The sequence below is a fragment of the Lysinimonas soli genome (assembly GCF_042655435.1).
Classification (GTDB): domain Bacteria; phylum Actinomycetota; class Actinomycetes; order Actinomycetales; family Microbacteriaceae; genus Lysinimonas; species Lysinimonas soli.
Genome location: NZ_JBHSMG010000005.1, coordinates 121,612 through 143,983, shown reverse-complemented (window position 1 = coordinate 143,983; position 22,372 = coordinate 121,612). Strand labels below are relative to the sequence as shown.

Below are 22,372 nucleotides of genomic sequence, written 5' to 3'. Positions count from 1 at the left end.
CCCGTTGCAGAGTGCGTGGTCGGGGTAACAGGATTTGAACCTGCGGCCTCGTCGTCCCGAACGACGCGCGCTACCAAACTGCGCCATACCCCGTCGTCGCCGGGAAGGCCCGGTGGCAACCTGTCCATGGTAGCCCACGGCGAGCGGGTGCGAGCACCGTGCGTTGCGGCATCCGGCCCGGTCAGTCGGCGGCGGTCAGCGTCATGACGACGGCTTCGGGCGGGCAGGCGAAGCGCACCGGTGCATAGATCGAGGTGCCGAGAGGTCTCTTGCGAGATCGGCCCCCGAGGGATACCTTCTACAAACACGAGCACTGCACAACTATTTAGACAAGGAGATTGGCATGAATCGGAAGGTCTTTGGGGGCATCGCCACTGCGGTGGTCGTGGTCGCGCTCAGCGGGATATCGGCTTCGCCCGCGTCTGCGTATTCCTCGATCACGAGCTACTGCCAATCTCATCTGTATCACAACCCTGACGGGAACGCGGCTGGACAGCCGACAACGGCTGTCCAGTGTGAGTTGCAGGCGGGGCCCGCGGTTGCCGGTGGGTACAGCGGGCCGGTCGACGGAGCGCTTGGGAAGAATAGCTGGAAGGGTATACAGCAGTTTCTCAAGAACAACGGCTGGTACTCGGGGCCGGCAGACGGGGTGCCTGGCCCCAATACTTACAACGGGCTAATCAAGTGGGGAAACACCAACCAATACGCCCCGAACGGTCAGAGGTCGCTCGACGGCAGCCTCGACGATGCAGACTGGCAGAACGTTGCTGACATCATGTGGTCCTGGTTCTACAGCGATTGACCTCATGAGAACATCGAGGAACCCCGCCTTAGACGGGTCCGATCGGGTGCGCTGATCTTGGCTCCTCGGGACGTTGCGATCGTTTGAGTTAGCGAAGACCTCCGGAACGAAGTGGGATACCGCATACTTCGTCAACCGGAGGTCCTCGTGACCCGCGTTAATGCGCCCGGAGGGGCGGCTTCGTCTGGCCCGGCTGTTCGTTGAGCGGTGGTCGGCTCGGCGCGGCGCGGAAACGGTTCCAATGCTCGCCCTCGGCGGTGTCGAAAGGTCGCCCGCTTCCGGGCCGGGAAGCCAATGTCGGATTGGTCGCCTCGACCTCACCGATCACCGTAGCGCAGCTCTCAGCACCTGGAGCGTCGGGTCATTGTGCTGAGCACTCTGACATCAAGAAGATCCGAACAGGCGACTATCCGGCCTGGCTCCATCAGTACAGTCACCGCTGACACTACCTCGGCATCGAGAGCTCGACGCAAGCAGCCCGCCTTCGCAGCCTCACGGGGAACTGCGACTAGTTCGGGGCTACCAGGGTTACGACGACGGCTTCGGGCGGGCAGGCGAAGCGCACCGGTGCATAGATCGAGGTGCCGATGCCGGCCGAGACCTCGAGAAAGGCGCCGCCGTGCGGCGTGCGCCAGACGCTCACGCCCTGTGCCTGCTCGCGGGGGATGTCGCAGTTGGTGACCAGCGCGGGGAGCCCGGGGATGCGCACCTGACCGCCGTGGGTGTGGCCGGCGAAGATCAGGTCGGCTCCCTGATTGACGAAGCTGTTGAGCACCCGCTGGTACGGAGCGTGGGTGACGCCGATGCCGAGCACCTGCCCGGTGCTGGACTCGTCCCACTCGACGTTCTCGCGCATCTCGTCGATCGCGCCGGGGAGGGTCGCGAGCCGATCCCAGCCGCGGTGGGCATCGCCGGTTCCGTAGAACTCGATCCGGGTGCCGCGGATCTCCATCGCGCGGGCCGTGTTGTTGAGATCGAGCCAGCCGAGCTCGTCCTCGAAGAAGAGCTCGAGCGCCGCCGTGTCGAGCTCGACCGACCGCTCGTGCCGGATCGACGGCGCCCTGAAGTAGCCGAACGGATTCTTGAGCACGGGGCCGAGGTAGTCGTTGGAGCCGTGCACGAACACGCCGGGGACGCCTTCGAACGGTTCCAGCGCCTCCTTGACGCAGATGAGGCCGTCCACGTGCCCGAGGTTGTCGCCGGTGTCGACGATCAGATCGGGTTCGTAGCGCACCAGCGACTGGATGAACGCCTGCTTCTCGGCCTGCCAGGGCGCCATGTGCAGGTCGCTCAGATGCAGAACCGTGAGCGGCCGGGCCCCCCGTGCCAGCACGGGCAGCACCTCGTGGCGCACCGTGAACCGCGTGCGTTCGACCAGTGCGCCCCACGCGAAGGCGCCGAGTCCCACCGCGGCCGCCACCCCGAGCGCGGTGGCGGCCCCGCGACCCGCACGGGTCATGGACAGGTGAGCTTCTTGACCGTCAAGGTCACCGCCGTCGACTTGCCCACGACGGCGCCCGCCGCCGGCGACTGCGTGACGATCGTGTCGATGTCCTTATCTCCCGGTTTCGCCACCACACAGCCGGGGCTGATATTGGTGAAGCCGGCCGATTGGAAGGCGGACTGACCCGCGGCGTACGTCATTCCCACGACGTTGGGTGCCGCGACCGCCTGGCCGTTGCTCGTATACACCGTGACGGTCGTTCCGCGGGTGACCGAAGCCCCCTCGCCTGGGCTGACCTTGGCGACGGTGCCGACTGGCTGATCGGAGTCGATCTGGCCGCCATCGGCATAGGTCAGCTCGGCGAGCTGGATGGCGGATTGAGCCGCCGCGGGCGTGCCGCCGATCAGACCGGTCGGCACAGTGGCCGGGATACCGTTCAGCAGCGATGCCGCGGGCGGTGGGAAGGCGTGGCCCGGGACCACTTTGTCGATCGCTTGTGCGATCGGCCTGAAGATGTATTGATTACGCAGGACGGCCGCCTGGATCCCGTTGACCTTGATATTGCGCAAGTTCTGCGTCCCCGAGATGTTCCCCACCCAGACCGCGGTTGCGGCCGACGTCGATGAGCCGACCATCCACGTGTGCCAGGCGTTGTCGGTAGTTCCTGTCTTGCCGATGTAGGCCGTGCCGTCGTTGGGGTTTGATTTGCCCGCGGTGCCGTTCGTGATGACGCCTCTCATCGCATATGCCGCCGTATTTGCAACATCGGGAGTCACCTTGTCGGACTGTCCGCAGTTCGCGTTCTGGCCCGGCAGCGAGTTGCCAGACGGGTCCACGACGCTGTCGATCAAGATCGGCTTGCAGAACACGCCCTGGTTGGCGATCGCCGCGTACGCGGCCGCCTGAGTGATGGGAGCGATGTTGTTCTCGCAACCGCCGATCACGCACGACGGACGCGTGAGCAGGTCCGACCCGTCCGCTGCGCCGTCGGCACGATGCACGCCGAGGGAGATCGCGATGTCGCGAATGCTGCACTGATCCACCTTGGTGGCCATCTGCAAGAACACCGAGTTGATCGACCCGGCGGTCGCGTTCATGATCGTTCGGACACCCTTTTCGTTCTCATCGTTGCGGAACACGTAGGGAGGGCCACCCCAGCCTCCGTTCGCGTCTGGGCAACTGTCCTGGAAGGCCGCGGGGTTGAGTTGACGTATGCCAGCGTCGAAGGACTCGTTGACCCCGTGGCCGGCGGCGAGGAAGGCCATGAGCGTATAGGGCTTGTAACTGGAGCCGGGCTGGAAGCCATGCGACCCGCCGTGCACGTAGTCGGCCGCGAAGTTCACTGAGGTCTTCGTGCTGTCTTTGTTGCCGGGAAGGTTGCTGTAGCCCTTGTTCTCGGCCATATCGAGGATGCGGCCGGTTCCGACTTGCACCGTGACGGCCGTTGCACCCAACTGGAAGCGCGTCTCCGTACTCGGCGCAGCCTGATTCACCACCGCTACGGCCGTGCGTTGAAGATCGGGATTGATCGAGACATACAGCTTGTAGCCGCCGCTCTTCCAGTTCGCCAGCTGACCGGTCTTGGTAGCGCCGAGCGAGGAGACCTCTCCGTTGTCGACCGAACGGATTGCGTAGTCGCAGATGAACTGGAATCCGTCTGCCGCATTCAGGCAACCATTGGTCGGCGTGTGGAGGTGGACGAACTTGTCGTCGACAGGAGTTGCGACCGCTTCTTTGTACTGCGATTCGGTGATGTAATGCTCGGCGAGCATGGCGAGGAGGATGACATTGCGACGGTTCTGATTTGCCTTGTAGTTCGCGGCCTTGTCGAGCCCGTTCTTGGTCGGGTTCTGCACTATCGCCACGAGGCTTGCCGCTTGCGCCACTGTGACGGTGCCTGCCGTCGCTCCGAAGTACTCCTGGGCCGCAGCCTGCACCCCGTAGGTGTTCGAGCCCATGCCAACGATGTTGAGATAGGCGGCGAGGATAGTCGCCTTGCTGTATTTCTTCTCCAGGCCGATCGCGTACTTCATCTCCTGGAGCTTGCGTCCGAGGTCGGGGTAGACCGCCGCGTTGATGTCCTTGAGACGCTGCTTATCGCTGACATTCGGCTCGTTGAACGCCTCCTGCACGCGGATGTTACGCACGAGCTGCATTGTGATCGTTGAGGCACCCGAAGCAGAGGTTCCTGCCACCTGTCCTACCGCGGCCCGAATAACGGACGGGACGTCAATGCCTCCATGGTCGTAGAAACGCCGGTCCTCGCCGGCGACCGCCGCGTACTTGAGGTTGTCACTCATCTCGTCGAGCGACACCTCATCGCGGTTCTGGTCGTAGACCGTGGCGATATGAAAGTCGGATCCGTCTGCGTTCTTGGCGAGGATCTCGTTCTGCTCGTGTTGCTGGCCGATGACCATGTACTCCGGCAGCGACTCGAAGATGCCGATGGTGTTATTGGCGGTCATACCGGTCACGGCGAGGGCGGGGGCGACCATCACGGTCACGAGGACTCCGGCGAGAGCGCTGAATCCGAGAGTGCCGATCACGGCCCCAAACAGACTGCTGGCCGTCTTTTTCTGGGCGGGCATAGGCTACAGGCTACGTTATCCGTCCCCGACGCAAGCTGAAGGATGCCCCACAATGCCCACCTGGGAGTACCTCACCACCCCCCTGATGATTCACAACACGGCGGCGATCCTGAACAACTGGGGCGCGCAGGGCTGGGAACTCGTGCAGGTCGTGACCGGGCCTGAGGGCGGACTCGTCGCCTACCTGAAGCGCCAGAAGGTCGCGGAATGAGCGCCGTCGAGGCTCGGCTGGCCGAGCTGGGACTCGCGCTCCCCGCGGTGGCGAAGCCCGTTGCGGCCTACGTTCCGGCCGTGGTCACCGGCAACCTCGTGTACACCTCAGGCCAGCTTCCGTTCGTCGACGGCGCTCTGGCCGCGACCGGCAAGTTCGGCGCGGGCATCGCCGCGGAGGACGGCGCGGCGCTCGCCCGCATCTGCGCGCTCAACGCGCTCGCGGCGGCCGAGAGCGCGATCGGATCGCTGGACCGGGTGACCCGGGTCGTCAAGGTCGTCGCGTTCGTCGCATCCACGCCTGACTTCACCGGGCAGCCGGCGATCGCCAACGGCGCCTCGGAACTGCTCGGGCAGGTGTTCGGCGAAGTCGGCCAGCACGCCCGCAGCGCCGTCGGCGTCGCGGTGCTGCCGCTGGACGCTCCGGTCGAGGTGGAGCTGATCCTCGAGTTCGCCTAGGCGAGGCCGCGACGCAGGTGCCCGCCGGCTACGCGGCCGGCGTGCCGCTGATGTTCACCAGCCAGGTGACGCCGAACTTGTCGACGAGCATGCCGAAGCTGTCGCCCCAGACGGCTTTGGCCAGCGGCATGGTGATGGTCGCGCCCTCGCTGAGTTTGTTCCAATAACCCCTCAGCTCGGCCTCATCGTCGCCGCTGAGCGACACCGAGAAGTTGTCGCCCGGGTGGTACTCCATGCGCGCCGGGGTGTCGGAGCCCATGAGCGTCAAGCCCGTGGCGCCGACGAGCTGCGAGTGCATCACGAGGTTGTCTTCGCTCGGGTCGGTGCTCGCGTTGAGCTCTTTGAAGGTGCTGACCGTCAGTTCGCCGCCGAGCACGGAATGGTAGAACTCCATCGCCTCGCGGGCGTTGTTGCGAAAGCCCAGATAAGGGTTGAGGGTCGTGGTCATCGTCGAACCGCCTTCCGTATCGGTGCCCCCATGGTGGCACGGGGCCTCCGACACCGGAAGGGGCTCGGATGCTGGGCGCTTTGCGAACAAACGACCGGAATGAACGATTCCGACAGGAACGAACGCGGGGGAGGATTGCGTAAGCCGAGGTTGTCGGCCAGGGCTTCGGGTACCGCGATCAGCTCTCCGACTTGCCCGCGGCATCCATCCGATCGCTGATGATCTGCATGACCGAGGTGTCGGCGAGCGTCGTGGTGTCGCCGATCGCGCGACCCTCAGCGACATCCTGCAAAAGTCGGCGCATGATCTTGCCCGAGCGGGTCTTGGGCAGCTCGGCGACGATGAAGATCTCACGCGGTCGGGCGATCGCCCCGATCGAGGTCGCCACATGTCCGCGCAGCACCGCGCTCGCCTGCTCGGGCGTGTGATCGGCCGCGTGCTCGGCGCGCAGGATCACGAAGGCGACGACCGCCTGGCCGGTGGTCTCGTCGTGGGCTCCCACGACCGCCGACTCGGCGACGATCGGATGCGACACCAGCGCCGACTCGATCTCGGCGGTCGACAGGCGGTGCCCCGACACGTTCATCACATCGTCGACCCGGCCGAGCAGCCACAGGTCGCCGTCCTCGTCGAGCCGGGCGCCGTCGCCGGCGAAGTACAGCGGCCCCCCGGGTGCGTCCGCGAACTTCTCCCAGTAGGTCTCGATGAAACGATCGTTGTCGCCCCAGATGCCGCGCGCCATCGACGGCCACGGCTGGGTGATGACGAGCAGGCCGCCCGAGCCCTTCTCGACCGGCGACCCGTCGTCGTTGACGACCGCGAGCTCGATGCCGGGGATCGGCGTCTGCGCGCTGCCGGGCTTGAGCGAGGTGATGCCGGGCAGCGGGCTGACCATGATCGCCCCGGTCTCGGTCTGCCACCAGGTGTCGACGATCGGGGCGTGGCCGCCGCCGATGACCTCGCGGTACCAGATCCACGCCTCGGGGTTGATCGGCTCGCCCACGCTGCCGAGCACCCGGATGCTCGACAGGTCGAAGGCATCCGGGATCTCCCGCCCGAGCTTCATGAACGAGCGGATCGCGGTGGGCGCCGTGTAGAAGATCGACACCTTGTACTTCTCGATCAGCTCCCACCAGCGACCCGGATGCGGGGTGTCGGGTGTGCCCTCGTAGAGCACCTGGGTGGCGCCGTTGGCGAGCGGGCCGTAGACGACGTAGCTGTGACCGGTGATCCAGCCGACATCCGCCGTGCACCAGTAGACATCGGTCTCGGGGTGCAGGTCGAAGACGTTCTTGTGGGTGTACGCGACCTGGGTCAGGTAGCCCCCGCTGCTGTGCAGGATGCCCTTCGGCTTGCCGGTCGTGCCGCTGGTGTAGAGGATGAACAGCGGGTTCTCGGACTCGAACGCCTCGGCTTCGTGCTCGGCGTCGGCTGTGCCGACCGCCTCGTGCCACCACAGGTCGCGGCCCTCGGTCCATTCGACGTCGTTCTCGCCGCGCCTGACCACGAGCACGTGCTCGACCGTCGTCCCCTCGACGGCGGCGTCGACGGTCGCCTTGAGCGGGAACACCTTGCCCTTGCGCCACCCGCCGTCGGCCGTGATGACGAGCTTGGCCTGCGCGTCATCGATGCGTGCGCGCAGGGAGTCGGCGCTGAATCCGCCGAACACGACGGAGTGGATCGCGCCGAGGCGGGCGATCGCGAGCATCGCGATGACGGCCTCGGGCACGACGGGGAGGTAGAGGGCGATGCGGTCGCCGCGCACGACGCCCAGCGCGGCGAGGGCGTTGGCCGCCTTCTTGACCTCGGCGGTCAGCTCGGCGTAGGTCAGGGAGCGGCTGTCGCCGGGCTCGCCCTCCCAGTGCAGGGCGACGCGATCGCCGTTGCCGGCCAGAACGTGCCGGTCGAGGCAGTTGTACGCCACATTGAGGCGACCGTCGGCGAACCATTTGGCGAACGGCGGGTTCGACCAGTCGAGCACCTCGGTGAAGGGCTGATGCCAGTGCAGCAGCTCTCGGGCCTGGTCGCCCCAGAAGCCGAGACGATCGGATGCCGCGGCCGCCGCGAGCGCGGGGGTCGCGACCGCGTTCGCCACGAACTCGGGGCTGGGCGGGAAGCGGCGGGACTCGTGGAGCAGGCTGTCAATCGAGTTCATGGACGTCGTCATCCTCTGTCGACTCGCGACCGTGCCTGGAAGTCGCGCGGGGTGTGCTGGTGGACGCTTCCGATCCTATCGCCGGTGCTCAGACACTCGGAACAGCCGCCCGGAACCCGGGTCATCGGGCGTCACGGAGGGGGGTCCTGAGGCCTCCCGACGTCGAATTCCGGTCCGATTTGTGGCCTCTGTGACTCGTGTGATTGGCGGTGCGGAGTCGCGGTATTCGCTTGGTTGCGGTGTCCTCCTTTTGGAGTACACTCGCAAATATCCGAGCGCAATCTCGGCTTGCAACGCGCGTGATTCCCCCCAATCCAGCGTTGCTGTGGCGGCGCCCGTTCCCCCCAATGGGCGCCGCCCCTCTCTTTAACGGCGTCACCGAGATCGTCTCGACGCTGCCTGTCACGGGCCTGTCACCGTGCCCGCCCGACCGCGCCGACCGCGCCGCCGTGCATCCCGTCCTCCACCGAGCGCCCTCGGGTGAGATGCGCCCCTCTTGGCAGGGATCCACCCCGCCCGCGCGGACCATCCGGGACCGTGGAGGAGTGACGACGTCAAAGTTCGCACCGGCGTTCGCTGCGGGGATTCCCGCCGACGGCGAGGCGCGTCTCGGCGCCGCGGGGCCCGGTGCACGAGCCCGCCACACCGGGGTACAGCGGGGCGGGCCCGAGTTCGGGGTGCTCGCACCGCTCGTGTCCGACCCGCAGGCGAGCGATGTGTTCGTCAACCCGGACGGAACCGTCTGGCACGATCGCGGGGGCGGGGTGGCCACGCAGGCGGGCATTCGGATCCCGGCAGACGAAGCGCGCGACCTCGCGGTGCGCCTCGTGGCTCTCGGGGGCCGTCATGTCGACGAGGCCACACCGTGCGTGGACGTCCGGTTGGGTGCCGGGGTACGGGTGCACGTCGTCCTGGCCCCTGTGGCGTCGGGCGGCCCGGCTATCTCGATCCGGCTGCAGCAGCTGGAGCCGATCGGGATCGACCGGCTCATCGCGGACTCGTTCTTCTCGGCCGTCGCCGTCGACGACGTGCTCGAGCTGGTGCGCCGTCGCGCCAATCTGCTGATCACGGGTGCGGGCGGCAGCGGCAAGACGACGCTGCTGGGCGCCCTGCTGTCTCGCGCCGCGCCGGAGGAGCGGATCGTGGTGCTCGAAGACGTCGCGGAGCTGCGGATCGCGCACCCCCATGTCGTCGCGCTCGAGGCGCGTCAAGCGAACCTCGACGGGGCGGGCGCCATCGGCCTCGACCGCCTGGTGCGCGAGGCGTTGCGCATGCGGCCCGATCGCCTGGTGATCGGCGAATGCCGCGGCGCCGAGGTGCGCGAGTTGCTGGCCGCCCTCAACACCGGCCACGACGGGGGAGCGGGCACGCTGCACGCCAACTCGCTCGCTGACGTGCCCGCCCGGCTCGAGGCGCTTGCCGCGCTCGCGGCCCTCTCGATCGATGCCATGGCGCGACAGGCGGTGAGCGCGTTCGACGCGGTGCTGCACATCGAGCGGTCGGCGAACGGTCGCAGGCTCGCGGCCGTCGGCCGCCTCGAGTTGGATCGTCGCGGGCGGCTGGCGGTCACGACATGAGCCGTGCGGTGCGGGGCGTCGCACGTTTCGACGTGGTCGCCGGCCTCGCGCAGCGTCTGGGCGTGCTGCTGGATGCCGGCATCGCCCCGGTGTCGGCCTGGGGCCATGCCGCCGCCGGCTCCGGCTCGCCGGTTGCGGCGGCGATCGTGGAGCGTGGTGGGGTCGGACGCGACATCGCCGAGCACGTGCTCGAGGCCCGCGAGCTCGCCCCGGCGGCCGAGCGCTCGGCGTGGTCGGCTCTCGGCGCCGCCTGGTGGGTCGCGGTCGAGTCCGGCGCGCCGCTCGCGCCCACCCTCCGGCGATTCGCCGAGATGCTGCGCTCGCTCGCCCAGTCCGCGCGCGATGTCGAAGTCGCTCTCGCCGGTCCGCTCGCCACGAGCCGCATCGTTCTCGCGCTTCCCGCAGTCGGTCTTCTCTTCGGCGCCCTGCTCGGCTTCGATGCGCTGCGCGTGCTGGTGACCACCGCGGCCGGCTGGATCACCGGAGCGATCGGTCTCGCGTTCATCGCCGTCGGATTCCGCTGGAACGGTCGGCTGGTGGCCGGGGCGCGGGCGGTGGACGCCACCCCCGGGCTGGCGCTTGAGCTGCTCGCGATCGCGGTCTCGGGCGGCGCCTCGATCGATCGCTCGCGACAGCTGGTGGAGCTCGCGCTCGCCGAGGGGCAGTTGCCTCCGCTCGGCGCGGAGGCCGACGCGGTCCTCGCCTTCGCGCGCGCGGCAGGCGTTCCCGCCGCCGCCATGCTGCATGCCGAGGCCGAAGAACTGCGGCGTTCGGCCCGCAGCACCGCCCAACGCCGGGCGGCCGAACTCGGCACCCGTCTGCTGCTTCCGCTCGGGCTCTGCATCCTGCCCGCCTTCATCATGCTCGGGGTCGCGCCGGTCCTGCTCGCGATCGTGTCGTCCACCGCGTCGGGGTGGTGATCCTCCCGACGTTCTGCCCATTCCGCCCGCCCCATCGCGCCGCTACTGTGTCGGTCATGCGCACCCGCCGAGCGCCTGCCGTCGTCATCGCGGCGTTCTGCTGTGCCGTGCTCACCGGATGCGTCGGGTCGGTCGGCGGTGCGCCGTCGGACCCGCGGTCCGGCGGCGGCCTTGCCTACGGCCTGGCCCCGCAACCCGACAAGGGGACCACCTTCCAAGCCGATGTCGTTCTCGTCGACGGTGGGGCGTCATCCGTCCGCTCCGTCACGGCCGACGGCCTCACTTGGACCCTCTCACCCTCGGCGGGTGGGATCTCGGATCTCAAGCCGGGCCGGGTGATGTTCCTCACCGACCGCGGCGTCGGCCGCGTCGTGGCGGTTCGCACGACGTCGGCGGGCGTCGCGGTCACGATCGGGCCGGTGGATCTGACCGGAGTCATCCGGGATGGCGACTTCGCGTCGCAGGGAGCCGTGCCGATCACGAATCCGGTCGTGCACTCGGCGGCCGGGGCCTTCTGGGCCGACCCGGAGTTGCAGCGGCAGGCCGGTGTTGCGCAGGGTACCGGCGCGGATCTGCCGGCCGTCGCCACGCGCGGATCGGCGAGCGCGGGCCTGCCCCGCCCGCCGTCGCCCGCGGCGATCGTGGCGGATACCGTCAAGGCCACGACCGGCAGCTTCAACCTGACCGGCAGTTGCTGCGGGAACGGCCCCGGGGTCTCTTTGGCCTACGACAAGAACGGTCTCTCGATGGCCGGACGCGTCGCCCTCGACATGGAGCGCCCGACCGCCGACTTCGCGCTGAAGATCTCGGGCGGCACCGCGAGCGCCGCCGCCCTCACCGTGCGGGGCGCCGCCGGCATCTCGGCCAAGCTGAGCGCCACCGCGCAGCCGAACGCGGCGATCCACGGCTTCAGTCCGCCCCTCGGCATGGATTTCGATTTCAGCGTCCCGGTGGGCGTCTTCTTCGGGGTCCCCCTGAATCTGGTCGTGTCACAGCGGTTCACCATGGAGGTGAACATCCCCGGGCAGGCCCATCTCGATGCGGTGGGCAAGATCAAACTCGGATCGAGCCTGGGCTTTCGCTATGCGGACAAGAAGTTCTCGAACACGACCTCGGCGAGCCTCGACACCTCGGCGTCGCTCACCGCGACCAACTCGATCGCGGTGGGGATCAGCTACGCGGCCTTCGACTACAACGTGCGGTTCACCGTGGGGCTGGGCTACCTGGGGTTCGTGGCCGGGGTCTACCTCGCACTCGGTGCCCACGTGCTCGCGACGGTCGGCGCGCCGATCGGATTCAACGTCGCGCAGGGCGCTCAGGATCCGATCGAGCACTGCAAGAGCGTGCAGGGCGAACTCTGGGCGGACTACGGCGTCGGCTATACGATCCCCACTCCGGTGGCCACGCTGGTCAACTACTTCCTCGAAGCGTTCCACTCCACCCCGATCTCGACCTCGGGCGGGCTGTCGCACGGGTGGACTCCCGTGTTCCCCCCGAAGTACGAGGTGTTCCCCCAGTCCGGGTTCTGCGTCAAGAAATGAGGATCGCCGTGTTCCCTCTCCCGTTCCGCGCCCTCGCCACGGTGCCGGTGCTGGCCGTCGCCGTCCTGCTCGTCTCGTGCTCCGCCTCCCCGAAGCTGCCGGCGAACGCCGGCGACGCGGGCGCCGTGAACCCCTCGGCGACCCCGTCATCGGCTCGCCCGGTCGACGTCACCAAGCTCGACGCCTGCACGATCCTCATGCAGGCGGATGCCGAGACTCTGATCGGCACGAAACTGACCGAGCCGCAGCGCGCCTCCAACTCGGACGTCGCCAGCTGCACCTACCCCGGCGATCCCAACGGGCCGACGGCGCAGGTCGAGATCTACATCGGCGATGGTGCCAAGCAGCAACTCGATATCGACAAGGACAAGCTGCAGCACGCCTTCACCCAGCCGGCCGGTCTCGGAGACGAGGCCTGGCAGGAGGACGGGATGATCTGGGCGCGTACCGGCTCCACCTGGGTCTCGATCCGGATCGTCACCCTCGACGACGCGGCCGGCTTCGTGGTCCCGCTGCAGACCGCGATGGCGACAGCCCTCGGCCGGCTCTAGACGCATCCGCGCCTACCGCGCCTCCTCGTCCACCGGCGGCGGCCCGGCGCTCCGATCCACGGGCTCGGTGGGGGAAGGCCAGGCCGTGCGATGCGGCCATGAGACTGGAATCAGCTCGTGCCACGACCCCGCGATGCGGGAGGGGAGAGGCATGATGAGGTCGATCAGACCGATGCGCGGCGCCCTGCGCGATGACACGGGCGCCGCCACGGCGGAGTACGCGATCACGATCATGGCGGCGGTCGGATTCGCCGGACTGCTCGTGGTGATCCTTCGATCGGGCGAGGTGCAGGGCATCCTCACCGATCTCGTTCACCGGGCCCTCACCGTCGCGGGGTGACGCGAATGCGCGCTCGCGCGGCGAGATCACGGCTGGGGCCCCGAGACGAGCGCGGCAGCGTGGTCGCCGAGTTCGCGATCGCCCTGCCCGCCGTGCTGCTCGTGCTCGCGATGGTGCTCGGCGGGGTGCAGCTCGGAGTCCTCCAGGTGCGATTGCAGGATGCCGCCGCCGATGCCGCCCGCACTCTCGGGCGCGGCGACGGCGCGGCCGCCCTCTCGGTACGCCTCGCCCGTCAGGTTCCTTCTGCTCGATGGAGCAGCTCGCGCACCGGCGAGCTGGTCTGCGTGCAGCTGACCTCGTCGGCCGGGGGAGTCGCCGACCGGCTCGGCCTGTCGGCATCGGCATCGAGCTGTGCCGTCGCGGAGGGGTGAGTCGCAGGTGCCTCGCGCCGATCGGGACACCTGGCGGGAAGACCGAGGCTCGGGCTCCGTGCTCGCGGTCGCGATCCTCGCCGTCGTGGTGATGTTCGGGGTGTTCGGGGTCGGCGTGGCGGCCGCCATGACCGCCCGGCAGCGGGTGATCGGCGCGGCCGACCTGGCGGCCCTCGGGGCGGCGGATGCGGCATCCGGAGCGATCGCCGGGGCGCCGTGCGAGGTCGCCGAGCGGGTCGCGCGCGGCAACGCGAGCCGCCTCGCGGCCTGCGACATCGATGGCCTCATCGTGACGGTGACCGTCGTCGGAGCGTTCGCGGGCATGCCGATCGAGGCCCGCTCGAGGGCGGGTCCGCCGCCCTGATCCGTCACCGACGGGCCCCGGCCGCCCGAGCAGACACCAGGTGCGACTGTGTATGGTGTCGCACGGATGGAAGGGGACGAAGTGTCCGGCACCAAGAAGCTGGTGATCGTCGAATCACCGGCGAAGGCCAAGACCATCGCCCAGTACCTCGGCGATGGCTACGAGGTTCAGGCCTCGGTCGGGCACATTCGCGACCTCATCGAGCCCAAGAACCTCCCGCCCGAGCTGAAGACCGGCTCCATCGGCAAGTTCTCGGTCGACGTCGACAACGGCTTCACTCCTTATTACGTGGTGAGCGACGCGAAGAAGAAGACCGTCGCCGACCTCAAGCGCGCACTCAAAGACGCCGACGAGCTCTACCTCGCCACTGATGAGGACCGCGAGGGCGAGGCCATCGCCTGGCACCTGCTCGAGGTGCTCAAGCCGAAGGTCCCCGTGAAGCGCATGGTGTTCCACGAGATCACCAAGGAGGCGATCCAGCGCGCGCAAGACAACCCGCGCGAGCTCGACACCGCCCTCGTCGATGCACAGGAGACCCGCCGCATCCTCGACCGTCTCTACGGCTTCGAGGTCTCGCCGGTGCTCTGGCGCAAGGTCGGCCCCGGGCTGTCGGCCGGCCGCGTTCAGTCCGCCGCGACACGTCTCGTCGTCGATCGCGAGCGCGAGCGTCTGGCGTTCGTCTCGGCGAGCTACTGGGATTTGACGGCGGCCCTCGGGCCCCAGGGTGAGACCGCCCGATTCGACGCCAGGCTGGCCCGCCTCGACGGACGCCGGGTGGCATCCGGCCGCGACTTCGACGACCGCGGTGTGCTCGGCGGCGAGGCGATCGCGCTCGACGAGGCCGCGGCGGAGCGGCTCGCCGCGGCACTGCGGCTCGACTCCACGAGTTTCACGGTCACGAGCGTCGAATCCAAGCCGTACACGCGCCGCCCTGCGGCGCCGTTCACGACCTCGACCCTGCAGCAGGAGGCGGCCCGCAAGCTGCGCTTCTCGGCGCGCCAGACCATGAGCGTCGCGCAGGGGCTCTACGAGAACGGCTACATCACCTATATGCGCACCGACTCGTCGACGCTGTCGCAGCAGGCGATCGACGCGGCGCGCAGTCAGGCCGCCAAGCTCTATGGTGCCGAGACGGTTCCCGACAAGCCGCGCGTCTACGCGAGCAAGTCGAAGAACGCGCAGGAGGCGCACGAGGCCGTGCGCCCGGCCGGCGACGTGTTCAAGACGCCGTCGGAGCTGTCGAGCGTGCTGCGCGGAAACGACTTCAAGCTCTACGAGCTGATCTGGAAGCGCACGGTCGCCTCGCAGATGGCCGACGCGCGCGGCTCGACGGCATCCGTGGCGATCACCGGCGCGACGGTGGATGCCGGCACCGCCGAGTTCACGGCATCCGGGACCGTCATCACCTTCCGCGGCTTCCTCTCGGCCTACGAGGAGGGCCGCGACGAGACCCGCAACGCCGAGGAGGCCGATACCTCACTGCCGCCCCTTACCGAGGGCCAGGTGCTTGCGCTCGATGCGGTCGAGGCCAAGGGCCACGAGACCAGCCCGCCGCCGCGCTACACCGAGGCGAGCCTGGTGAAGACCCTCGAAGAGCTGGGGATCGGGCGCCCGTCCACGTACGCGAGCATCATCTCGACCATCATCGATCGCGGCTACGTGACCCCGCGCGGGTCGGCGCTCGTGCCCAACTGGATCGCGTTCAGCGTGGTCCGCCTGCTCGAGGAGTACTTCGGCGATCTCGTCGAATACGACTTCACGGCCGAGATGGAGGACGACCTCGACCGCATCGCCGACGGGGAAGCCGATCGGGTCGGCTGGCTCACCGAGTTCTACTTCGGCAGCGACAAGCACCGCGGGCTGCGCAAGGTGATCGACAACCTCGGCGAGATCGATGCGCGATCGATCAACTCGATCCGCATCTCCGACGACATCACGCTGCGGATCGGGAAGTACGGCCCGTACCTCGAGGTGCCGCAGGGCGAGGGCGAGCCGCCGCGCCGGGTCAACGTGCCCGAAGACCTCGCGCCCGACGAGTTGACCCCGGCCAAGGCCCAGGAGCTCATCGACGCTCCCGTCAACACCGACCGGGAGCTCGGCGTCAACCCGGTCAACGGCAAGACGGTCGTGGCGAAGGACGGCCGCTACGGCCCCTATGTGACCGAGCTGGAACCCGAGGCGGAGGCCGCCGAGGCCGCCGCCGGGGCTACCGTCGAATCCGCCGCCGAGACGGTGCACCAGGTCGATCCGGCCACCGGCGAGGTCGTCGAGACCGTCGAGAAGCCTGCGCCGAAGAAGAAGGTCGTCAAGAAGAAGGCGCCCGCCGCGCCGAAGCCGCGCACCGCATCCCTGTTCAAGAGCATGGACCCGGCGACGATCGACCTGGCGACGGCCCTCAAGCTGCTCGACCTGCCGCGCGTGGTGGGTCAGGATCCCGAGACCGGGGTCGACATCACCGCGCAGAACGGCCGCTTCGGTCCCTACTTGAAGAAGGGCACCGACAGTCGCTCGCTCGACAGCGAAGACCAGATCTTCGAGATCGAGCTGCCGGCCGCACTCGAGATCTTCGCGCAGCCGAAGTACGGCGCGCGTCGACCGTCGAGCTCGCTGAAGGAGTTCGAGGCCGACCCGGTCAGCGGCAAGCTCATCAAGGTCCGCGATGGTCGCTTCGGTCCGTACGTGACCGACGGCGAGACGAACGCGACGATCCCGCGCGGCGAAGAGGTCGAGGCCCTCGACTTCGAGCGCGCCGTGCAGCTGCTCGCCGACAAGCGGGCGAAGGGTCCGGCCAAGCCGAAGAGCACCCGCACGGCCGCCGCCCGGCGCACGCCCGCCAAGAAGCGCTGAGCCGGTGCCGAGCGGCGAGGGCCCCCGATGAGCACCCGGCCCGGTCTGTTCCTGACCTTCGAGGGCGGCGACGGCACGGGCAAGTCGACGCAGGCCGCCCTGCTCGAGCAGTGGCTGGTCGCGCAGGGCCGAACCGTCGTGCGCACCCGGGAACCCGGGGGAACGGATGTCGGCGACGAGATCCGCGAGATCGTGCTGCACCGACGTGGTCACATCGCCCCCCGCGCCGAGGCCCTGCTCTACGCGGCGGATCGCGCGCACCACGTCGCGACCGTCGTGCGCCCGGCGCTGGCCCGCGGCGAGATCGTGCTGCAGGACCGCTACCTCGACTCCTCGGTCGCGTACCAGGGAGTCGGTCGCGAGCTGGATGCCGCCGAGGTGCGCGAGCTGTCGCTGTGGGCCGCCGAGGGCCTGCTGCCCGCCATGACCGTGCTGCTCGACCTCGACGTCGCGATCGGCCGCAGCAGACTCGACGAGTCCCGGACCCGCTACGACCGGCTCGAGGCCGAGGCCGCCGAGTTCCACAGCCGCGTGCGCGAGGCGTACCTGTCGCTCGCGGCCGATGAGCCCGACCGCTTCCTGGTGCTCGACGCCAGCCGTCCCATCGACGAGCTCGCCCTGGTCATTCGCGGCCGGGTGTCAGCGCTGCTCCAATAAGGTAGCGAGCGGGGGCGACCGCGCTCGTCCCGTGGAGCGTCTGCGCCGCGGAGGCGGCGGCACAGAAAGGGACACAGCCGGCGATGAGTTGGGACGACCTGATCGGGCAGACCGAGGCGATCTCGACGATGCGCGCGGCGGCCGAGGGCGACGGCCTGACCCATTCCTGGCTCATCACGGGGCCGCCCGGCTCCGGACGCTCGACGCTGGCCTACGCGTTCGCGGCCGCCCTGCTGGCCAGGCCCGGCGACGAGCAGGCGACCGAGGCGCAGGTGGTGGCGCGCACGCATCCGGATCTCGGGGTGCTGAGCACGGAACGCGTGCTCATCTCGATCGACGAGGTGCGTCAGCTCGTCGCGTCGAGCCAGTTCTCTCCGTCGGTCGGCCGCTATCGGGTCATGGTGATCGAAGACGCCGACCGGATGACGGAGCGCACCTCGAACGTGCTCCTCAAGGCCCTCGAGGAGCCGCCGCCGCGCACCGTGTGGATCCTGTGCGCCCCGAGCGAGGCGGATCTGATCCCCACCATCCGCTCCCGCGTGCGCAGCGTGCGGCTGCGGGTCCCGAGTGTCGACGACGTCGCCGCGCTCATCTCGCGGCGCGACGGGGTCAGCCTGCCCGAGGCCACCCGTGCGGCCCGCGAGGCGCAGTCCCACATCGGCATGGCCCACCGGCTTGCCACGAACGAGCAGGCCCGCGCGCGACGCAAGCGCACGCTCGAGCTGGCGCTCGGCATCCGGTCGGTCTCGGGGGCCGTGCTCGCCGCGGCCGAGTTGCTCGAGGTGGCGGGCGACGACGCGAAGGCGATCACCGAGGAACGCGATGCCGAGGAGCGCGAGAGCGCGCTGCGCTCACTCGGAATCGACCCGGGAGGAACGATCCCCCCGGCGCTCCGCGCGCAACTGCGCAACCTCGAAGACGACCAGAAGCGGCGCGCGACGCGCAGCCTGCGCGATGGGCTGGACCGCATCCTGGTCGATTTGCTGTCGCTGTACCGCGACATCCTGATGCTGCAGCTCGGGGTCGAGGTCGAACCGGTGAACCTCGCGATCTACTCCGAGCTCGCTGCCGCCGCCCGCGCCGCGACTCCGGCGCGCACCCTGAGCACGCTCGACGCGATCACCGAAGCGCGACTGCGCATCGAGGGCAACGTGGCGCCCGCGCTCGCGCTGGAAGCCGTACTCGTGAGCGCCGTGCGCACCCCCGAGACTCTCAGCACCCCGTCCGGAAGGGACCGCCCGTGATCCGCTCCTCCCGCCCCACCCGTCGCCTGATCGGCGCCGTCGCGACCGTCGCGGTCGTGACCCTGCTGCTCAGCGGGTGCGTCTCGTGGTTCCGCGCCCCGACAGCGACGAGTTCGACGTCGACCCCGACGGGCGAGAAGGTGGCCGCCGACCTCCAGTCGTTCTATTCGCAGGTGCTGACGTGGAAGAGCTGTTCCGGCAGCTTCCAGTGCGCCACGGTGACCGCGCCGATGACCTGGAAGACCCCGGGGCAGGCCTCGATCAAGCTGGCGCTGATCCGCAAGCAGGCCACCGGGACCAAGCTGGGATCTCTGCTCGTGAACCCGGGCGGCCCGGGGGCATCGGGTGTCGACTTCGTTCGCGACAACCTCGACTACGCCACCGACAAGACCCTGCAGGCCAACTACGACATCGTCGGCTTCGACCCGCGCGGCGTCGGGCGGTCGAGCGCCGTCAACTGCGGCGGTGCCACCGTGCTCGACCACTACAACTACGACATCGTGCCGGGGCAGGTGGGGTCGGATGCCTGGATCGCCAACCTCGAGCAGGAGAACGCGGCGTTCGGCGCCGACTGCCTGAAGGGCACGGGCGCGTTGCTCCAGTACGTCGACACCGTGAGCGCCGCGCGCGACCTCGACCTGCTGCGCGCCGTACTCGGCGACACGAAGCTCAACTACCTCGGCTACTCCTACGGCACCTTCCTCGGCGCCACCTACGCCGAGCTGTACCCGACGAAGACTGGACGCCTCGTGCTCGACGGCGCGCTCGACCCCGCGACGACCGACTTCGAGGTGACCGACGTGCAGGCGAAGGGCTTCGAGAGCGCCTTCCGCGCCTACCTGAAGAACTGCATCGGGCAGAAGGACTGTCCGTTCCACGGCACCGTCGATCAGGCGATGACCGAGACCGGCCAGATCCTCGATCAGCTGGAGGCCAGCCCGCTGCGCAACTCCGACGGACGCCTGCTCGGCGCCAACACGATGTTCGTGGCGATCATCCTGCCGCTGTACAGCAAAGACAACTGGCCCTACCTGAACACGCTCTTCAGCGAGGTGCGCAAGGGCGTCACGACGACGGCGTTCGCACTGGCCGACAGCTACAACGACCGGTCGCAGAACGGCTCGTACAACTCGAACTCGACCGAGGCGTTCGTCTCGATCAACTGTCTCGACTACGCGAGCGACAGCTCGATCGCGTCGATGCGCACCGAGGCCGCTCAGCTCGCGAAGGATGCGCCGATCTTCGGCCCGCGGATGGCCTACGGCGGCACCAGCTGCGCGAAGTGGCCGTTCCAGTCCACCCGGGTACGTGGTCCGATCGAGGCGAAGGGCTCGGGCGACATCCTCGTGGTGGGCACGACGAACGACCCGGCGACGCCGTACGTGTGGGCCAAGAACCTGGCGGGTGAACTCGACCGCGGCCACCTCGTCACCTACCACGGAGAGGGCCACACGGCCTACAACAAGTCGAATTCGTGCGTCAACAACACCGTCGACGACTACTTCGTCAAGGGAACCGTGCCCTCGAAGGATCCCGAGTGCTGACCGCCACCGGATGACGCGGCAGAAACTTGCAGTCCATGCAACAATAGAACCATGACGGATGTCGCGACCGAACCCGGGCTGCGTGAGCGCAAGCGCCTGGCGACCCGTCGTGCGATCCTCGTGGCGGCCCTGCGCCTCGTGGCCGAACGTGGACTCGAGAACGTCACCGTCGATGAGATCAGCCGCGTGGCCGATATCTCGCCGCGAACCTTCTTCAACTACTTCCCCTCCAAAGAGGAGGCGCTGGTCGGCGAGGGTCCCACGTTGCCTTCCGATGAGGCGATCGAGCAGTTCGTCTCCAGAGGCACGGGCGATGTCATCCGCGATCTCGGCACGATGTTCATGTCGACCGCCGAGCTGGCCTTCAGCGACCTCGAGCTGATCCGTTTGCGCAAGAGCGTGGTCTCGACGCATCCCGAGTTGTCGGCAATGCGGATGCAGTCGTTCCGTGCCTTCGAAGAGCAGCTGGTCTCGGTCGTGCAACGCCGCCTCGCGCACGACGACCCGAGCCTGGCCCTCGATCCGGAACGGCTGCACAGCCGGGCGCAGTTGACCATGATGGTCGGGTTGGCGGCGGTGCACCACGCCTGGCGCCGCTGGGCCGAAAGCGCGAGCGACGGCGACTCGATGCTCGAGCGGCTGCGCGACTCGTTCGACGAGCTGCACGTCGTGCTCGGCACGCTCGTCCCGCGCTGAGCCGGGCCGGGCCTGCGCGGCATCCGGCAACCGCTCGGACCGCACGGCATCTTCGCCGCGCCAATCGGATATGCGCCGATCGGTTATGCTTTTCCCCGGCGCCGATCCGTTCGGCTCCCGCCGCCTTAGCTCAGTTGGTAGAGCGATTCACTCGTAATGAATAGGTCGAGAGTTCGATTCTCTCAGGTGGCTCCACTGAAGATGTGTTACGTCGCCTGATTGGTGCCGTTTGGCATTCGGGTGATGGGTGATTCTCCCTGGGTTTGGTTCCTAGGGTTTTCCGTGGCTGGCGGTTGCCAGGCTCGGTGATTCGAGGTCAGCGTAGTGCTGCGCCTCGACTTCTTCTGGGGTGCGGTAGTTCAGTTCGCCGTGGAGGCGTTCGTTGTTCCACCACCAGACCCATTCCAGCGTCGCGAGTTCGACCTGTTCGACGGTTCGCCAGGGGCCGCGGCGGCGGATCAGTTCGGTCTTGTAGAGACCGTTGACGGCCTCGGCGAGAGCGTTGTCGTAGCTGTCGCCGACGGTTCCGGTCGAGGGGGTCGCGCTGAGTTCGACGATCCGATCCGTGTAGACCAGCGACATGTAGTTCGATCCGTGGTCGGAGTGGTGCGTCAGCCCGGTCAGGTCCCCGCCGGCAGCGAATGCCGCCATGTCGAGGGCCTGCAACGGCAGGATGTCCGCTTTCAGGGTCGAGGCGACGTTGAAGCCCACGATCTTGCGGGAGAACACATCGGTGACGAACGCGACGTAGGCGAACCCGGACCAGGTGCGGACGTAGGTGATGTCCGCGACCCAGAGCCGGCAAGGAGCGTCGGCAACGAAACGCCGCTCCACCAGATCGGTGGGCCGCATGCCGGCCGGATCTGCGTGGGTGGTGAACACCTTCGTGCCCCGTTTCACACCGCGAAGGCCCAGATCCCGCATGATTCGGCCGGTTTGATCCCGGCCGAGCAACCATCCTTTCCGCAACATGGCGCGGTGCATCTTCCGGACCCCGTAGACGCCGTAGTTCGCCTTGTGCAGCCGGGCGATCTCGGTCCCGAGCAGCTCGTCCGAGCGGCGCCTCGCTGACGGCGGGCGCGTCTTCGCCGCGCGATAGCCGCGAGCCGTGATGAACCCACTGTCCGTCGTGTTCAGCACACGGCAGGTGGCCTCGACCCCGAAACGGTCCTTCACCAGATCGATGAAAGCGATCATCTCGCCGTGGGGCGGTCGAGTTCCGCGGCGAAAAAAGCCGACGCAGCCTTCAAGATCTCGTTCGCGCGCCGCAGCTCCGCGTTCTCCTTCTTCAACCGCCGCAACTCGGCATGCTCGAGAGTAGTCATCCCGGGCCGCTCACCCGCATCGATCTCCGACGACCGGCGCCACTTGCGCAGCGCCTCAGTGCTCACACCGAGCGTGGACGCGACCTGACGGATCGCTTCGAACTCCGTCTCGTAATCGGGCGGGGCCTCGTTCAACAGCCGCAACGCGCGCCGCCTGAACTCCGGCGGATACTGACGTGGCATAGCTCCATCCTCCTAAACGAAGCGGAACCAAACCCAGGGCGAATCACGTGGGGAGACGGCAGTTGTCTGGCTGGGCTCGACCAGTCGTTGACCTTGGTGTCGCTTG

General features: G+C 68.2%; 19 protein-coding genes, 2 tRNA genes and 1 pseudogene. 16 read left to right on the top strand and 6 right to left on the bottom strand.

Going from position 1 to position 22,372, the window contains the following annotated elements; translation table 11 throughout:
• Window positions 1–16: 16 nt before the first annotated feature.
• Window positions 17–93 (bottom strand) — tRNA-Pro (locus tag ACFPJ4_RS14840).
• Between the two features lie 250 nt (window positions 94–343).
• On the opposite strand from ACFPJ4_RS14840, the gene ACFPJ4_RS14835 reads away from it, so the two are divergent.
• Window positions 344–802 (top strand): peptidoglycan-binding domain-containing protein, encoded by a 459-nt coding sequence (locus ACFPJ4_RS14835; protein WP_386741234.1) that lies wholly within the window; start codon window positions 344–346, stop codon window positions 800–802.
• Between the two features lie 508 nt (window positions 803–1,310).
• On the opposite strand, the gene ACFPJ4_RS14830 is transcribed toward ACFPJ4_RS14835, so the two are convergent.
• Together ACFPJ4_RS14830 and ACFPJ4_RS14825 are read right to left on the bottom strand one after the other, a co-directional pair.
• Entirely contained in the window at window positions 1,311–2,261 is a 951-nt protein-coding gene (locus tag ACFPJ4_RS14830) for a metallophosphoesterase (RefSeq protein WP_386741233.1), read from the bottom strand.
• Window positions 2,258–4,834: a transglycosylase domain-containing protein gene (locus ACFPJ4_RS14825; protein WP_386741231.1), complete on the bottom strand. Its 2,577-nt coding sequence runs from the start codon at window positions 4,832–4,834 to the stop codon at window positions 2,258–2,260. The genes ACFPJ4_RS14830 and ACFPJ4_RS14825 overlap by 4 nt, the downstream gene beginning before the upstream one ends.
• A gap of 52 nt (window positions 4,835–4,886) precedes the next feature.
• On the opposite strand from ACFPJ4_RS14825, the pseudogene ACFPJ4_RS14820 reads away from it, so the two are divergent.
• Together ACFPJ4_RS14820 and ACFPJ4_RS14815 are read left to right on the top strand one after the other, a co-directional pair.
• Window positions 4,887–5,027: pseudogene (locus tag ACFPJ4_RS14820) on the top strand (DUF4177 domain-containing protein); the annotation flags it as partial.
• A 14-nt stretch (window positions 5,028–5,041) separates the two neighbouring features.
• Entirely contained in the window at window positions 5,042–5,503 is a 462-nt protein-coding gene (locus ACFPJ4_RS14815) for a RidA family protein (protein WP_386741229.1), read from the top strand.
• Window positions 5,504–5,531: 28 nt separating this feature from the next.
• Here the strand turns inward: ACFPJ4_RS14815 and ACFPJ4_RS14810 are convergent, their stop codons facing one another.
• A complete protein-coding gene (locus ACFPJ4_RS14810; protein WP_386741228.1) occupies window positions 5,532–5,951 on the bottom strand; it encodes a VOC family protein in 420 nt (139 codons plus the stop codon).
• 178 nt (window positions 5,952–6,129) lie between these two features.
• On the bottom strand, window positions 6,130–8,106 hold the full coding sequence (gene acs, locus ACFPJ4_RS14805; RefSeq protein WP_386741227.1) for an acetate--CoA ligase: 1,977 nt from the start codon (window positions 8,104–8,106) through the stop codon (window positions 6,130–6,132).
• A 545-nt stretch (window positions 8,107–8,651) separates the two neighbouring features.
• Here acs and ACFPJ4_RS14800 point away from each other — a divergent pair.
• From ACFPJ4_RS14800 to ACFPJ4_RS14740, 13 genes are all read left to right on the top strand, one after another.
• Window positions 8,652–9,683, top strand: coding sequence for a TadA family conjugal transfer-associated ATPase (locus tag ACFPJ4_RS14800; RefSeq protein WP_386741225.1), 1,032 nt, complete (start codon window positions 8,652–8,654; stop codon window positions 9,681–9,683).
• Window positions 9,680–10,603 (top strand): type II secretion system F family protein, encoded by a 924-nt coding sequence (locus ACFPJ4_RS14795; protein ID WP_386741223.1) that lies wholly within the window; start codon window positions 9,680–9,682, stop codon window positions 10,601–10,603. The genes ACFPJ4_RS14800 and ACFPJ4_RS14795 overlap by 4 nt, the downstream gene beginning before the upstream one ends.
• A 56-nt stretch (window positions 10,604–10,659) precedes the next feature.
• On the top strand, window positions 10,660–12,144 hold the full coding sequence (locus tag ACFPJ4_RS14790) for a hypothetical protein (protein ID WP_386741222.1): 1,485 nt from the start codon (window positions 10,660–10,662) through the stop codon (window positions 12,142–12,144).
• Window positions 12,145–12,152: 8 nt separating this feature from the next.
• Window positions 12,153–12,695, top strand: a complete 543-nt coding sequence (locus ACFPJ4_RS14785; RefSeq protein ID WP_386741221.1) for a DUF3558 domain-containing protein — start codon at window positions 12,153–12,155, stop codon at window positions 12,693–12,695.
• Window positions 12,696–12,846: 151 nt separating this feature from the next.
• Window positions 12,847–13,035 carry a DUF4244 domain-containing protein gene (locus ACFPJ4_RS14780; protein WP_386741220.1) on the top strand — a complete coding sequence of 63 codons (189 nt, stop codon included), beginning with the start codon at window positions 12,847–12,849 and terminating at the stop codon, window positions 13,033–13,035.
• Window positions 13,036–13,040: 5 nt separating this feature from the next.
• The gene (locus ACFPJ4_RS14775) at window positions 13,041–13,406 is read left to right on the top strand and encodes a TadE/TadG family type IV pilus assembly protein (RefSeq protein WP_386741261.1); all 366 of its coding nucleotides are present in this window, start codon (window positions 13,041–13,043) and stop codon (window positions 13,404–13,406) included.
• 7 nt (window positions 13,407–13,413) lie between these two features.
• Entirely contained in the window at window positions 13,414–13,770 is a 357-nt protein-coding gene (locus ACFPJ4_RS14770) for an Rv3654c family TadE-like protein (protein ID WP_386741219.1), read from the top strand.
• A gap of 81 nt (window positions 13,771–13,851) precedes the next feature.
• Window positions 13,852–16,617 (top strand): type I DNA topoisomerase, encoded by a 2,766-nt coding sequence (topA, locus tag ACFPJ4_RS14765; protein WP_386741218.1) that lies wholly within the window; start codon window positions 13,852–13,854, stop codon window positions 16,615–16,617.
• 27 nt (window positions 16,618–16,644) lie between these two features.
• On the top strand, window positions 16,645–17,274 hold the full coding sequence (tmk, locus tag ACFPJ4_RS14760; RefSeq protein ID WP_386741217.1) for a dTMP kinase: 630 nt from the start codon (window positions 16,645–16,647) through the stop codon (window positions 17,272–17,274).
• A gap of 83 nt (window positions 17,275–17,357) precedes the next feature.
• Window positions 17,358–18,518, top strand: a complete 1,161-nt coding sequence (locus ACFPJ4_RS14755; protein ID WP_386741216.1) for a DNA polymerase III subunit delta' — start codon at window positions 17,358–17,360, stop codon at window positions 18,516–18,518.
• Window positions 18,515–20,062, top strand: a complete 1,548-nt coding sequence (locus tag ACFPJ4_RS14750) for an alpha/beta hydrolase (protein WP_386741215.1) — start codon at window positions 18,515–18,517, stop codon at window positions 20,060–20,062. Before ACFPJ4_RS14755 ends, ACFPJ4_RS14750 begins: the two co-directional genes overlap by 4 nt.
• 51 nt (window positions 20,063–20,113) lie before the next feature.
• Window positions 20,114–20,758, top strand: a complete 645-nt coding sequence (locus ACFPJ4_RS14745) for a TetR family transcriptional regulator (RefSeq protein ID WP_386741214.1) — start codon at window positions 20,114–20,116, stop codon at window positions 20,756–20,758.
• 119 nt (window positions 20,759–20,877) lie between these two features.
• A tRNA-Thr gene (locus ACFPJ4_RS14740) sits at window positions 20,878–20,953 on the top strand.
• A gap of 75 nt (window positions 20,954–21,028) precedes the next feature.
• Here the strand turns inward: ACFPJ4_RS14740 and ACFPJ4_RS14735 are convergent.
• Window positions 21,029–22,266, bottom strand: a protein-coding gene (locus tag ACFPJ4_RS14735) for an IS3 family transposase (RefSeq protein WP_465262172.1) whose coding sequence is annotated in 2 segments (ribosomal slippage) — window positions 21,029–21,982 and window positions 21,985–22,266 — 1,236 coding nt in all. Because the reading frame shifts where the segments join, the coding sequence is not laid out codon by codon here.
• Window positions 22,267–22,372 lie beyond the last annotated feature (106 nt).